The 13,276-nt window shown below is 70.0% G+C and carries 11 protein-coding genes; all 11 read left to right on the forward strand.

The features are described from left to right. Positions 1-10 precede the first annotated feature (10 nt). The 11 genes from OG897_RS14080 to metK all read left to right on the forward strand — a co-directional run bounded on the left by OG897_RS14080 (position 11) and on the right by metK (position 12,987). Positions 11-1,297, forward strand: a complete 1,287-nt coding sequence (locus tag OG897_RS14080) for a dihydroorotase (protein WP_266656278.1) — start codon at positions 11-13, stop codon at positions 1,295-1,297. After that, positions 1,294-1,881, forward strand: a complete 588-nt coding sequence (locus OG897_RS14085) for a hypothetical protein (RefSeq protein WP_266656280.1) — start codon at positions 1,294-1,296, stop codon at positions 1,879-1,881. The genes OG897_RS14080 and OG897_RS14085 overlap by 4 nt, the downstream gene beginning before the upstream one ends. Then, positions 1,878-3,014, forward strand: coding sequence for a glutamine-hydrolyzing carbamoyl-phosphate synthase small subunit (gene carA / locus OG897_RS14090; RefSeq protein ID WP_266656282.1), 1,137 nt, complete (start codon positions 1,878-1,880; stop codon positions 3,012-3,014). The genes OG897_RS14085 and carA overlap by 4 nt, the downstream gene beginning before the upstream one ends. Continuing rightward, positions 3,007-6,318, forward strand: a complete 3,312-nt coding sequence (gene carB, locus OG897_RS14095; protein WP_266656284.1) for a carbamoyl-phosphate synthase large subunit — start codon at positions 3,007-3,009, stop codon at positions 6,316-6,318. The genes carA and carB overlap by 8 nt, the downstream gene beginning before the upstream one ends. A 107-nt stretch (positions 6,319-6,425) precedes the next feature. Beyond that, positions 6,426-7,538 carry a quinone-dependent dihydroorotate dehydrogenase gene (locus tag OG897_RS14100; protein WP_266656286.1) on the forward strand — a complete coding sequence of 371 codons (1,113 nt, stop codon included), beginning with the start codon at positions 6,426-6,428 and terminating at the stop codon, positions 7,536-7,538. Next, positions 7,535-8,377 (forward strand): orotidine-5'-phosphate decarboxylase, encoded by an 843-nt coding sequence (pyrF, locus tag OG897_RS14105; RefSeq protein ID WP_266656288.1) that lies wholly within the window; start codon positions 7,535-7,537, stop codon positions 8,375-8,377. The genes OG897_RS14100 and pyrF overlap by 4 nt, the downstream gene beginning before the upstream one ends. 335 nt (positions 8,378-8,712) lie before the next feature. Next, a complete protein-coding gene (locus OG897_RS14110) occupies positions 8,713-9,036 on the forward strand; it encodes an integration host factor (RefSeq protein WP_003970367.1) in 324 nt (107 codons plus the stop codon). A gap of 96 nt (positions 9,037-9,132) precedes the next feature. Next, entirely contained in the window at positions 9,133-9,726 is a 594-nt protein-coding gene (gene gmk, locus OG897_RS14115; RefSeq protein ID WP_266656290.1) for a guanylate kinase, read from the forward strand. 81 nt (positions 9,727-9,807) lie between these two features. Further along, positions 9,808-10,080, forward strand: a complete 273-nt coding sequence (gene rpoZ / locus OG897_RS14120) for a DNA-directed RNA polymerase subunit omega (protein WP_003970369.1) — start codon at positions 9,808-9,810, stop codon at positions 10,078-10,080. Positions 10,081-10,192: 112 nt separating this feature from the next. Beyond that, positions 10,193-11,422 carry a bifunctional phosphopantothenoylcysteine decarboxylase/phosphopantothenate--cysteine ligase CoaBC gene (coaBC, locus tag OG897_RS14125; protein ID WP_266656292.1) on the forward strand — a complete coding sequence of 410 codons (1,230 nt, stop codon included), beginning with the start codon at positions 10,193-10,195 and terminating at the stop codon, positions 11,420-11,422. 356 nt (positions 11,423-11,778) lie between these two features. Beyond that, positions 11,779-12,987 carry a methionine adenosyltransferase gene (metK, locus tag OG897_RS14130; RefSeq protein WP_266656294.1) on the forward strand — a complete coding sequence of 403 codons (1,209 nt, stop codon included), beginning with the start codon at positions 11,779-11,781 and terminating at the stop codon, positions 12,985-12,987. Positions 12,988-13,276 lie beyond the last annotated feature (289 nt).

A 13,276-nucleotide genomic window follows, 5' to 3' on the forward strand; every position in this document is an offset into this window, starting at 1 on the left:
GCCAGAAAACATGAGCAAGACCCTGATCCGTGGTGCGAAGGTGCTGGGCGGCGAGGCCCAGGACGTCCTGATCGACGGCGAGACGATCGTCCAGGTCGGCACCGGAATCGACGCGGGCGACGCGACCGTCGTCGAGGCCGAGGGCAAGATCCTGCTGCCGGGCCTCGTCGACCTCCACACCCACCTGCGCGAGCCGGGCCGCGAGGACTCCGAGACCGTCCTGACGGGCACGCGGGCCGCCGCCTCCGGTGGTTTCACCGCCGTCTTCGCGATGGCCAACACCTTCCCGGTCGCCGACACCGCCGGTGTCGTCGAGCAGGTCTACCGGCTCGGCAAGGAGTCCGGCTACTGCGACGTGCAGCCCATCGGCGCCGTCACCGTCGGCCTGGAGGGCAAGAAGCTCGCCGAGCTGGGCGCGATGCACGACTCGGCCGCCGGGGTGAAGGTCTTCTCCGACGACGGCAAGTGCGTCGACGACGCGGTCATCATGCGCCGCGCCCTGGAGTACGTGAAGGCGTTCGGCGGCGTCGTCGCCCAGCACGCCCAGGAGCCCCGCCTCACCGAGGGCGCCCAGATGAACGAGGGCGTCGTCTCGGCCGAGCTGGGTCTCGGCGGCTGGCCCGCCGTCGCCGAGGAGTCGATCATCGCCCGCGACGTGCTGCTCGCCGAGCACGTCGGCTCCCGCGTGCACATCTGCCACCTGTCCACCGCCGGTTCGGTGGAGATCGTACGGTGGGCCAAGTCGCGCGGCATCGACGTCACGGCGGAGGTCACGCCGCACCACCTGCTGCTCACCGACGAGCTGGTCCGCTCGTACAACCCGGTCTACAAGGTGAACCCGCCGCTGCGCACCGAGAAGGACGTCCTGGCGCTCCGCGAGGCGCTGGCCGACGGCACGATCGACATCGTCGCCACCGACCACGCCCCGCACCCGCACGAGGACAAGGACTGCGAGTGGGCCGCCGCCGCCATGGGCATGGTGGGCCTGGAGACCGCACTGTCCGTCGTCCAGCAGACGATGGTCGAGACGGGCCTGCTGGACTGGGCGGGCGTCGCCGAGCGCATGTCCGCCAAGCCCGCCGCCATCGGCCGCCTGGAGGGCCACGGCCGCCCGATCGCCGCCGGGGAGCCCGCGAACCTCACCCTCGTCGACGCCGCTTACCGTGGACAGGTGGACCCCGCGGGCTTCGCCTCCCGCAGCCGCAACACCCCCTACGAGGGCCGTGAGCTGCCGGGACGCGTCACCCACACCTTCCTGCGGGGCCGGGCAACGGTCGTGGACGGGAAACTCGCGTGACATCACTCCTCATCACCCTGGCAGCGGAGGCCGAGCAGAAGTCGGCCGAGGTGACGAACTGGTCCGGACGCATCGGCTGGCTCGTCGGACTCGCCCTCTTCGTCGTCCTCGTCTACTGGCTGATGCGCCAGGGCTGGAAGTGGCGCGCCACCCTCCAGTCAGACCTGCCCGAGCTCCCCGAATCGCCGTTGGAGCCCGGTGCGGCGAAGCTGAGGATGGACGGCCGGTACCACGGCTCCACGACCGCCGGGCAGTGGCTCGACCGGATCGTGGCCCGGGGCCTCGGCACCCGCAGCAGGGTCGAGCTCACCCTGACCGACCAGGGGCTCGACGTCGTGCGACCCGGTGCGGACGACTTCTTCGTCCCGCGCGCCCAGCTCGTCGAGGCCCGCCTCGACAAGGGCATCGCGGGCAAGGTCCTCGCGGAGGGCGGCCTCCTGGTCGTCACCTGGGAGCACGGCGGCAAGCGGATCGACTCCGGCTTCCGCTCCGACAGAGCTGCGGAGCACGCGGCCTGGGTCGAGGCCATCAACTCCATGAGCAACGACACCAAGATCAGTACTACGGAAGGCACCGCACGATGACGATCTCCACCCGGGGAGCCGGACAGGCTCCCGCCGTACTCGTCCTGGAGGACGGCCGCAGCTTCCGCGGCCGTGCCTACGGGGCCGTGGGGGAGACCTTCGGCGAGGCGGTGTTCAACACCGGCATGACCGGCTACCAGGAGACCCTCACCGACCCCTCGTACCACCGTCAGGTCGTCGTGATGACCGCCCCGCACGTGGGCAACACCGGCGTCAACGACGAGGACGACGAGTCGGCGAAGTTCTGGGTCGCGGGTTACGTCGTACGCGACCCCGCCCGCATCCCGTCCAACTGGCGCGCGCAGCGCTCCCTGGACGACGAGCTGGTCAAGCAGGGCGTCGTCGGGATCTCCGGCATCGACACCCGCGCCCTCACCCGCCACCTGCGCGAGCGCGGCGCGATGCGCGTCGGCATCTTCTCCGGCGAGGCCCTGGCCGACGAGGCCACCCTGCTGGAGCGGGTCAAGCAGGCCCCCCAGATGAAGGGCGCCGACCTCTCCGCCGAGGTCGCCACCAAGGAGACGTACGTCGTCCCGGCGGTCGGCGAGAAGAAGTTCACCGTCGCCGCCATCGACCTCGGCATCAAGGGCATGACCCCGCGCCTGATGGCCGAGCGCGGCATCGAGGTCCACGTGATGCCCGCCACGGCCACCGCCGACGACCTGTACGCCGTGAACCCCGACGGCGTCTTCCTGTCCAACGGCCCCGGCGACCCGGCCACCGTCGACCTGACCGTCATCAAGGAGGTCCTCGCCAAGAAGACCCCCCTGTTCGGCATCTGCTTCGGCAACCAGATCCTCGGCCGCGCGCTCGGTTTCGGCACGTACAAGCTGAAGTACGGCCACCGGGGCATCAACCAGCCGGTGCAGGACCGCACCACCGGCAAGGTCGAGGTCACCGCGCACAACCACGGCTTCGCCGTCGACGCGCCCCTCGACAAGGTCTCCGACACCCCCTACGGCCGGGCCGAGGTCTCCCACGTCTGTCTCAACGACGACGTGGTCGAGGGCCTGCACCTGCTCGACCAGCCCGCGTTCAGCGTCCAGTACCACCCCGAGGCAGCAGCCGGACCGCACGACGCGGCCTACCTGTTCGACCGCTTCGTGAACCTCATGGAGGGCCAGCGTGCCTAAGCGCACCGATATCCAGTCCGTCCTGGTCATCGGCTCCGGCCCGATCGTCATCGGCCAGGCCGCGGAGTTCGACTACTCCGGCACCCAGGCATGCCGCATCCTCAAGGCCGAGGGCCTGCGGGTCATCCTGGTCAACTCGAACCCCGCGACGATCATGACCGACCCGGAGATCGCCGACGCCACGTACGTCGAGCCGATCACCCCGGAGTACGTCGAGAAGATCATCGCCAAGGAGCGCCCCGACGCCCTCCTGCCGACCCTCGGCGGCCAGACCGCGCTGAACACCGCGATCTCCATGCACGAGCAGGGCGTGCTGGAGAAGTACGGCGTGGAGCTGATCGGCGCCAACGTCGAGGCCATCAACAAGGGCGAGGACCGCGACCTCTTCAAGGGCGTCGTCGAGGCCGTCAAGGCGAAGATCGGGTACGGCGAGTCCGCCCGCTCGGTCATCTGCCACACGATGGACGACGTCATCAAGGGCGTCGACACCCTCGGCGGCTACCCCGTCGTCGTCCGCCCCTCCTTCACCATGGGCGGCGCCGGTTCCGGCTTCGCGCACGACGAGGAGGAGCTGCGCCGCATCGCAGGACAGGGCCTCACGCTCTCCCCGACCACCGAGGTGCTCCTGGAGGAGTCCATCCTCGGCTGGAAGGAGTACGAGCTGGAGCTGATGCGCGACAAGGCCGACAACGTCGTGGTCGTCTGCTCCATCGAGAACTTCGACCCGATGGGCGTCCACACCGGCGACTCCATCACCGTCGCCCCGGCGATGACGCTGACCGACCGCGAGTACCAGCGCCTCCGCGACATCGGCATCGCGATCATCCGCGAGGTCGGCGTCGACACCGGCGGCTGCAACATCCAGTTCGCGATCGACCCGACCGACGGCCGGATCATCGTCATCGAGATGAACCCGCGCGTCTCCCGCTCCTCCGCGCTCGCGTCGAAGGCGACCGGCTTCCCGATCGCCAAGATCGCCGCCCGTCTCGCCGTCGGCTACACGCTGGACGAGATCCCCAACGACATCACCGAGAAGACCCCGGCCTCCTTCGAGCCGACCCTCGACTACGTCGTCGTCAAGGTCCCGCGCTTCGCCTTCGAGAAGTTCCCGGCCGCCGACGCCACCCTCACCACCACCATGAAGTCGGTGGGCGAGGCCATGGCCATCGGCCGCAACTTCACCGAGGCGCTCAACAAGGCGCTGCGCTCGCTGGAGAAGAAGGGCTCGCAGTTCACCTTCGTCGGCGAGCCCGGCGACAAGGCCGAACTCCTGGAGATCGCCAAGGTCCCCACCGACGGCCGCATCAACACCGTCATGCAGGCCATCCGCGCCGGTGCAACCCAGGAAGAGGTCTTCGACGCCACGAAGATCGACCCCTGGTTCGTCGACCAGCTGTTCCTGATCAAGGAGTACGCGGACGAGCTCGCGGCGGCCGACAAGCTCGACCCCGAGCTGCTCGCCGACGCCAAGCGCCACGGCTTCTCCGACGTGCAGATCGCCGAGATCCGCGGCCTGCGCGAGGACGTCGTCCGCGAAGTCCGGCACGCGCTGGGGGTGCGCCCGGTCTACAAGACGGTCGACACCTGCGCCGCCGAGTTCGCCGCGAAGACCCCGTACTTCTACTCCTCGTACGACGAGGAGTCCGAGGTCGCGCCGCGCGAGAAGCCCGCAGTGATCATCCTGGGCTCGGGCCCGAACCGCATCGGCCAGGGCATCGAGTTCGACTACTCCTGCGTCCACGCCTCCTTCGCGCTCAGCGACGCGGGCTACGAGACCGTGATGGTCAACTGCAACCCGGAGACCGTCTCCACCGACTACGACACCTCCGACCGCCTGTACTTCGAGCCGCTCACGCTCGAAGACGTGCTGGAGATCGTCCACGCGGAGTCCCTCGCGGGCCCGATCGCCGGTGTCATCGTCCAGCTCGGCGGCCAGACCCCCCTCGGTCTCGCCCAAGCGCTCAAGGACAACGGCGTCCCCGTCGTCGGCACCCCGCCGGAGGCCATCCACGCCGCCGAGGACCGGGGCGCGTTCGGCCGCGTGCTCGCCGAGGCCGGTCTCCCGGCCCCCAAGCACGGCACCGCGACCACCTTCGCCGAGGCCAAGGCCATCGCCGACGAGATCGGCTACCCGGTCCTGGTACGCCCGTCGTACGTGCTCGGCGGACGCGGCATGGAGATCGTCTACGACGAGACCCGCCTCTCCTCCTACATCGAGGAGTCCACCGAGATCAGCCCGGACCGTCCGGTCCTGGTCGACCGCTTCCTCGACGACGCGATCGAGATCGACGTCGACGCCCTCTACGACGGCACCGAGCTCTACCTCGGCGGCGTCATGGAGCACATCGAGGAGGCCGGCATCCACTCCGGCGACTCCGCCTGCGCGCTGCCCCCGATCACCCTCGGCGGCTTCGACATAAAGCGTCTGCGGATCTCCACCGAGGCCATCGCCAAGGGCGTCGGCGTACGCGGACTGATCAACATCCAGTTCGCCATGGCCGGGGACATCCTCTACGTCCTCGAAGCCAACCCGCGCGCCTCGCGCACCGTCCCCTTCACCTCGAAGGCGACCGCGGTGCCGCTGGCGAAGGCCGCCGCCCGCATCTCGCTGGGCGCCACCGTCGCGGAGCTGCGCGCCGAGGGCATGCTGCCCAAGACCGGTGACGGCGGCACGCTGCCGCCCGACGCGCCGATCTCCGTCAAGGAGGCCGTGATGCCGTGGAGCCGCTTCCGCGACATGCACGGACGCGGCGTCGACACGGTGCTGGGCCCGGAGATGCGCTCCACCGGCGAGGTCATGGGCATCGACTCGGTCTTCGGCACGGCGTACGCCAAGTCGCAGGCCGGAGCGTACGGCCCGCTGCCCACCAAGGGCCGCACCTTCATCTCGGTCGCCAACCGCGACAAGCGCTCGATGATCTTCCCGGCCCGCGAGCTGGTCGCCCACGGCTTCGAGCTGCTGGCCACCTCCGGCACCGCCGAGGTGCTGCGCCGCAACGGCATCAACGCCACCGTGGTGCGCAAGCTCAGCGAGGGCGAGGGCCCCAACGGCGAGAAGACCATCGTCCAGCTGATCCACGACGGCGAGGTCGACCTCATCATCAACACCCCGTACGGCACGGGCGGCCGCCTCGACGGCTACGAGATCCGTACGGCGGCCGTGGCCCGCTCCGTCCCCTGCCTCACCACGGTCCAGGCGCTCGCCGCCGCCGTGCAGGGCATCGACGCCCTCAACCGGGGAGAGGTCGGAGTCCGTTCCCTCCAGGAACACGCGGAACATCTGACCGCGGCCCGCGAGGACTGAGGGCCTGGTCCGCCGGACAGGCCCTGGCCGCCACTGAGGGGGACACCGGAGACATTCGGTGTCCCCCTCCTCGCGAGCCCCCCACTCAGACTTCTGCGAAGGCACCCATGTACAAGTTCTTCTTCCAGCTCGTCTTCCAGCGGATGGACCCCGAGAAGGCCCACCACCTGGCCTTCCGCTGGATCCGCCTGGCCGCCCGCGTCCCCGTCCTGCGCACCTTCGTCGCGGCGGTCCTCGCACCGCGCTTCAAGGAGCTGCGCACCGAGGCCCTCGGCCTGCGCATGCACGGCCCGTTCGGTCTCGCCGCCGGGTTCGACAAGAACGCCGTGGCCATCGACGGCATGACGATGCTCGGCTTCGACCACATCGAGATCGGCACCGTCACCGCCCAGCCGCAGCCCGGCAACCCCAAGAAGCGCCTCTTCCGCCTCGTCGCGGACCGTGCGCTCATCAACCGCATGGGCTTCAACAACGAGGGCTCCGAGGCCGTGGCCGCCCGTCTGGCGGCCCGTAACCCCGTCTTCAGGGGAACGGTCGGCGTCAACATCGGCAAGACCAAGGTCGTCCCGGAGGAGGAAGCGGTCGGGGACTACGTCACCTCCACCGAGCGCCTCGCCGCCCACGCCGACTACCTCGTGGTCAACGTCTCCTCCCCGAACACCCCCGGCCTGCGCAACCTCCAGGCCACGGAGTCCCTGCGGCCGCTGCTGACCGCCGTACGGGAAGCAGCCGACCGCACCGTCACGGACCGCCGCGTCCCGCTCCTGGTCAAGATCGCCCCCGACCTCGCGGACGAGGACGTCGACGCGGTCGCCGACCTGGCCCTGGAACTCGGCCTGGACGGCATCATCGCCACCAACACGACGATCGCCCGCGAGAGCCTGGGCCTGAAGTCCTCCCCCGAGCTGTACGGCGAGACGGGCGGCCTCTCCGGCGCACCGGTCAAGGCGCGCTCCCTGGAGGTCCTGCGCCGTCTGTACGCCCGTGTGGGCGACGATCTCGTCCTCGTCGGGGTCGGGGGCATCGAGAACGCCGAGGACGCCTGGCAGCGCATCCTCGCGGGCGCGACCCTCGTCCAGGGCTACAGCGCCTTCATCTACGAGGGCCCGTTCTACGCCCGCGCGATCCACCGGGGCCTGGCCGCGCGCCTCGCCGACAGCCCGTACAAGACCCTCGCCGAGGCCGTCGGCGCAGACGCCAGGAAGCAGGCCGCCGCATGACCAGCGTGATCCCCTTCGGTACCCGGCTCCGCACCGCCATGGACACCCGCGGCCCCCTCTGCGTCGGCATCGACCCGCACGCCTCCCTCCTCAACGCCTGGGGCCTGGACGACGACATCAAGGGCCTGGAGACCTTCACCCGCACCGTCGTGGAGGCGCTCGCGGACCGGGTCGCCCTCCTCAAGCCGCAGTCCGCGTTCTTCGAGCGCTTCGGCTCGCGCGGCATCGCCGTACTGGAGAAGGCCGTCGAGGAGGCCCGCGCCGCCGGGGCCCTGGTCCTGATGGACGCCAAGCGCGGAGACATCGGCTCGACGATGGGCGCGTACGCGGCCACCTACCTGGACCCGGCCTCCCCGCTCTTCTCCGACGCGGTCACCGTCTCCCCGTACCTCGGCTTCGGCTCGCTGCGCCCCGCGCTCGACCTGGCCGCCGCGAACGGCGCGGGCGTCTTCGTCCTCGCCCTCACCTCCAACCCGGAGGGCGCGGAGGTGCAGCGCGCCACCGCCGCCGACGGGCGTTCGCTGGCCCAGCTGATGCTGGACCACATGGCCGCCGAGAACGCGGGCGGGGACCCGATGGGCTCCGTCGGCGCGGTCGTCGGCGCGACCCTGGGCGACGCGGGCGCGGACCTCGCCATCAACGGGCCGTTGCTCGCCCCCGGCATCGGCGCCCAGGGCGCGACCCCGGCCGACCTTCCCGGAGTCTTCGGCCAGGCCGTCGGCAACGTCGTGCCGAGCGTGAGCCGGGGTGTCCTGCGCCACGGCCCCGACAAGACCGGACTGAGGGATTCCGCACAGCGCTTCGCGGACGAGGTGCGCGAGGCCGTCTCCGGAGCCTGAGCGGCCGGTCACGAGCCGTGCGGAAGCCTTGAGGGCGCGGACCGGGCACGGGTTCGCGCCCTCCGTGCGTCGCGTAGAGGTGCGATGTGCGTCAGGTCGGGGCGCGATGTTGACGAATTCCTTACCCGAAACCAGGGTGTTATGGGGCAAATGTCCTGGTCGTCTGAGGCTGACCAGGACTTTTAGTCCGTTCTCACTGACGGGAGCGGCCATGCCCGCTAGTCTCCGACGAGAGCAAACGCACAGCTCCACCGTGTGTTGCTCACCGCGTGCGGAAGGGACTGGTTTCCGCACCGGTCCGTATCCGACAGTTCGACATCCGAGGTGACGTAGGCGTGGCTCTTCCGCCCCTTACCCCTGAACAGCGCGCAGCCGCGCTCGAAAAGGCCGCCGCGGCTCGCCGGGAGCGGGCCGAGGTCAAGAATCGACTCAAGCACTCCGGCGCTTCCCTCCACGAGGTCATCAAGCAGGGCCAGGAGAACGACGTCATCGGGAAGATGAAGGTCTCCGCCCTCCTTGAGTCCCTGCCCGGCGTGGGCAAGGTCCGTGCCAAGCAGATCATGGAGCGTCTCGGCATCTCCGAGAGCCGCCGGGTGCGCGGTCTCGGCTCCAACCAGATCGCATCCCTGGAGCGTGAGTTCGGCGGCAGCCCGGCCTGATCGTCCCTCTGGGACGACCGGTCCGTACTCCCCGTCCATGCGCACGGCGATCGACTCGCGGTCCGGGCACGCCCGGGAAGCTGGAATAATCGCTCCATGGCTGCAACATCCCGGGGGACGTCCCCCGCACCCCCGGACGCACGTCCGCGGCTGACCGTGCTCTCCGGCCCCTCAGGGGTCGGCAAGAGCACGGTCGTGTCGCATATGCGCAAGGTCCACCCCGACGTCTGGCTCTCCGTGTCGGCCACCACCCGCAAGCCGCGGCCCGGTGAGAAGCACGGCGTGCACTACTTCTTCGTCACCGACGAGGAAATGGACAAGCTGATCGCCAACGGCGAGCTGCTGGAGTGGGCCGAGTTCGCGGGCAACCGCTACGGCACCCCGCGCAACGCGGTCACCGAGCGCCTGGAGGCGGGCGAGCCCGTCCTCCTGGAGATCGAGCTCGAAGGCGCACGCCAGGTCAAGGAGTCGATGTCCGACTCCCTGCTGGTCTTCCTGGCCCCGCCGAACTGGGACGAACTGGTCCGTCGCCTCACCGGGCGCGGCACCGAGTCGGCCGAGGTCATCGAGCGCCGACTGGCCGCCGCCAAGATCGAACTGGCCGCCGAGGCCGAGTTCGACACCACCCTCGTCAACACCTCCGTCGAAGACGTAGCACGTGAGCTGCTAACGTTGATGGAAGTTGTTTGATCTTTGTCCATTTTTTCGGGCGTCCCAGAAGACCGGTTCTCCGGGAAGCCGGGTGTCCCGGAAGTTTTCGGAAGGTAGAGCGTGTCCTCTTCCATCACCACGCCCGAGGGCATCATCAACCCGCCGATCGATGAGCTGCTTGAGGCTACGGACTCCAAGTACAGCCTCGTGATCTACGCGGCCAAGCGCGCGCGTCAGATCAACGCGTACTACTCCCAGCTCGGCGAGGGCCTGCTGGAGTACGTCGGTCCGCTGGTGGACACCCACGTCCACGAGAAGCCCCTCTCGATCGCCCTGCGTGAGATCAACGCGGGTCTGCTGACGTCCGAGGCCATCGAGGGCCCGGCCCAGTAGTCAGCACCAGCACCTTCACCACAGGCCCGACGGCACGTCCGTCGGGCCTGTGGTGTGTGATGGGTCCTGTACCAGTACCTGCACGCGTGTGTGCCGAATCCGGGGAGTCGCAGTGGAGAAGCCGAAGGTCGTTCTGGGGGTCAGCGGGGGCATCGCCGCCTACAAGGCGTGCGAGCTGCTGCGCAGGCTGACCGAGTCCGGCCACGACGTACGGGTCGTACCGACGGAGGCGTCGCTGCACTTCGTGGGCGCGGCCACCTGGTCGGCGCTGTCCGGTAACCCGGTCTCCACCGAGGTCTGGGACTCCGTCCACGAGGTCCCGCACGTCCGCATCGGCCAGCACGCCGACCTGGTCGTCGTCGCCCCCGCCACCGCCGACCTGCTCGCCAAGGCGGCGCACGGCCTCGCCGACGACCTCCTCACCAACACCCTCCTCACGGCCCGCTGTCCGGTGCTCTTCGCTCCGGCGATGCACACGGAGATGTGGGAGCACCCGGCCACCCAGGAGAACGTGGCGACGCTGCGCCGCCGTGGCGCGGTCGTCCTGGAGCCCGCCGTGGGCCGCCTGACCGGCGTCGACACGGGCAAGGGGCGCTTCCCGGACCCGGTGGAGATCTTCGAGACGTGCCGTCGCGTCTTGGCGCGCGGTGTCGCTTGGGGACCCGACCTCACCGGCCGCCACGTCGTCATCAGCGCGGGCGGCACCCGCGAGCCCCTGGACCCGGTCCGCTACCTGGGCAACCGTTCCTCCGGCAAGCAGGGGTACGCACTCGCGCGCACGGCCCTGGCGCGCGGTGCGCGGGTCACGCTCATCGAGGCGAACACGGGCCTGCCGGACCCGGCGGGCGCCGACATCGTCCGCGTCGGCACCGCCGTGCAGCTCCGGGAGGCGGTCCTGAAGGCGGCGGCCGACGCCGACGCCGTGGTGATGGCCGCGGCGGTGGCGGACTTCCGCCCCGAGACGTACGCCACAGGGAAGATCAAGAAGCAGGACGGCCAGGAGCCCGCGCCCGTCGCGCTCGTCCGCAACCCGGACATCCTCGCCGAGGTCGCGGGCGGCGGCTCGGGCGAGCGGCTGCGCCCCGGTCAGGTCGTCGTGGGATTCGCCGCCGAGACCGACGACGTACTCGCCAACGGGCGCAAGAAGCTGCTGCGCAAGGGCTGCGACCTTCTCGTCGTCAACGAGGTGGGGGAGCGCAAGACCTTCGGCTCGGAGGAGAACGAGGCGGTCGTGCTCGCCGCGGACGGGGCCGAGACCCCGGTTCCGTACGGGCCGAAGGAAGCGCTGGCGGACGTGGTGTGGGACCTGGTCGTACCGCGTCTGGGGGCGGGGCCCGCCTGACCTTGCCGGAGGTCGGCCGGGAACGCGGGGCCCGGCCCCGCGTTCCGGGCCGGTTTCCGGTCAGGGGGCTGGTTTCGGCCGCTGCCGGGGACCGGCTCCCGCTAGATCGTTCTCACACCTTCTCCACCCTTTTGGGGACCGAAAATCCCGTCAAAACGGCATTTTTGTCCCCTACTGGCACCCTTTTGTCGTCCTGTGCGACGCAGTGCCTCGGATCACACACACGTCATTCGGTGAGACACGTGGTCCGCCAGGCGGGAGTGACCGATAAAGTGGTCGCCGGACCGACGTCGGGCGCAGCTCCCGGCCGGTCCGCCAATGATCAGCCAGCAGCCGCTGCAACCCCAGGGAGCGTTGTGTCCCGTCGTCTCTTCACCTCGGAGTCTGTGACCGAGGGCCACCCCGACAAGATCGCTGACCAGATCAGCGACACGATCCTCGACGCGCTCCTGCGGGAGGACCCGACCTCCCGGGTCGCCGTGGAGACCCTGATCACGACGGGCCTCGTGCACGTCGCCGGTGAGGTCACCACGAAGGCGTACGCACCGATCGCGCAGCTCGTGCGCGAGAAGATCCTCGACATCGGCTACGACTCGTCCAAGAAGGGCTTCGACGGCGCTTCGTGCGGCGTGTCGGTGTCCATCGGTGCGCAGTCCCCGGACATCGCGCAGGGCGTCGACACCGCCTACGAGAAGCGTGTCGAGGGCGACGAGGACGAGCTCGACAAGCAGGGCGCGGGCGACCAGGGCCTGATGTTCGGTTACGCGTGCGACGAGACCCCGGAGCTGATGCCGCTCCCGATCCACGTCGCGCACCGTCTGTCGCGCCGCCTGTCCGAGGTCCGCAAGAACGGGACGATCCCGTACCTGCGTCCCGACGGCAAGACCCAGGTCACCATCGAGTACGACGGCGACAAGGCCGTCCGCCTCGACACGGTCGTCGTGTCCTCGCAGCACGCCTCCGACATCGACCTGGACTCGCTCCTGGCCCCCGACATCCGCGAGTTCGTGGTCGAGCACGTCCTCAAGCAGCTCGTCGAGGACGGCATCAAGCTCGACACCGAGGGCTACCGCCTCCTGGTGAACCCGACCGGCCGCTTCGAGATCGGCGGCCCGATGGGCGACGCCGGTCTCACCGGCCGCAAGATCATCATCGACACGTACGGCGGCATGGCCCGGCACGGCGGCGGCGCCTTCTCCGGCAAGGACCCGTCCAAGGTCGACCGCTCCGCCGCGTACGCGATGCGCTGGGTCGCCAAGAACGTGGTCGCCGCCGGTCTCGCGGCCCGCTGCGAGGTCCAGGTCGCGTACGCGATCGGCAAGGCCGAGCCGGTCGGTCTCTTCGTCGAGACCTTCGGCACCGCCACCATCGACACCGACCGCATCGAGCACGCCATCGCCGAGGTCTTCGACCTCCGCCCGGCCGCGATCATCCGCGACCTCGACCTGCTGCGCCCGATCTACGCGCAGACGGCCGCGTACGGCCACTTCGGCCGCGAGCTGCCCGACTTCACGTGGGAGCGCACCGACCGCGTGGACGCACTGAAGAGGGCCGCGGGCCTGTAACCCGTACGCCTGTCGGCAGTTGCCCTGCGACGGCCCCGGACCGCTTGGACGCGGCCCGGGGCCGTCGCGCTGTTCCCGCCCGTACGCAAGTCTTGCCCGTACGCAATTCCTGCCCGTACGCAATCGCCGCGACCGGAGCGGCACCTGCGGCCTGGGCTGGGGGCAGCCCGGTGCGCAGGCGAGCGGATACTTCTTGGGCGAACGCGCCCTCGCGGGTTCGGATCCCGCCGCCGGTCCCCTCGGGGGCCGGTGTGGCCGAGGGGTCCGTGGCACGAGGCGCCCTGCGGGG

Origin of the sequence: Streptomyces sp. NBC_00237 (assembly GCF_026342435.1) — a bacterium.
In the GTDB taxonomy this organism is placed as follows: domain Bacteria; phylum Actinomycetota; class Actinomycetes; order Streptomycetales; family Streptomycetaceae; genus Streptomyces.

Coding starts and splice junctions, on each gene's coding strand:
- carA (WP_266656282.1), top strand. CDS start 1,878: ATGACGATCTCCACCCGGGGAGCCGGACAGGCTCCCGCCGTACTCGTC.
- OG897_RS14080 (WP_266656278.1), top strand. CDS start 11: ATGAGCAAGACCCTGATCCGTGGTGCGAAGGTGCTGGGCGGCGAGGCC.
- gmk (WP_266656290.1), top strand. CDS start 9,133: ATGGCTGCAACATCCCGGGGGACGTCCCCCGCACCCCCGGACGCACGT.
- OG897_RS14100 (WP_266656286.1), top strand. CDS start 6,426: ATGTACAAGTTCTTCTTCCAGCTCGTCTTCCAGCGGATGGACCCCGAG.
- pyrF (WP_266656288.1), top strand. CDS start 7,535: ATGACCAGCGTGATCCCCTTCGGTACCCGGCTCCGCACCGCCATGGAC.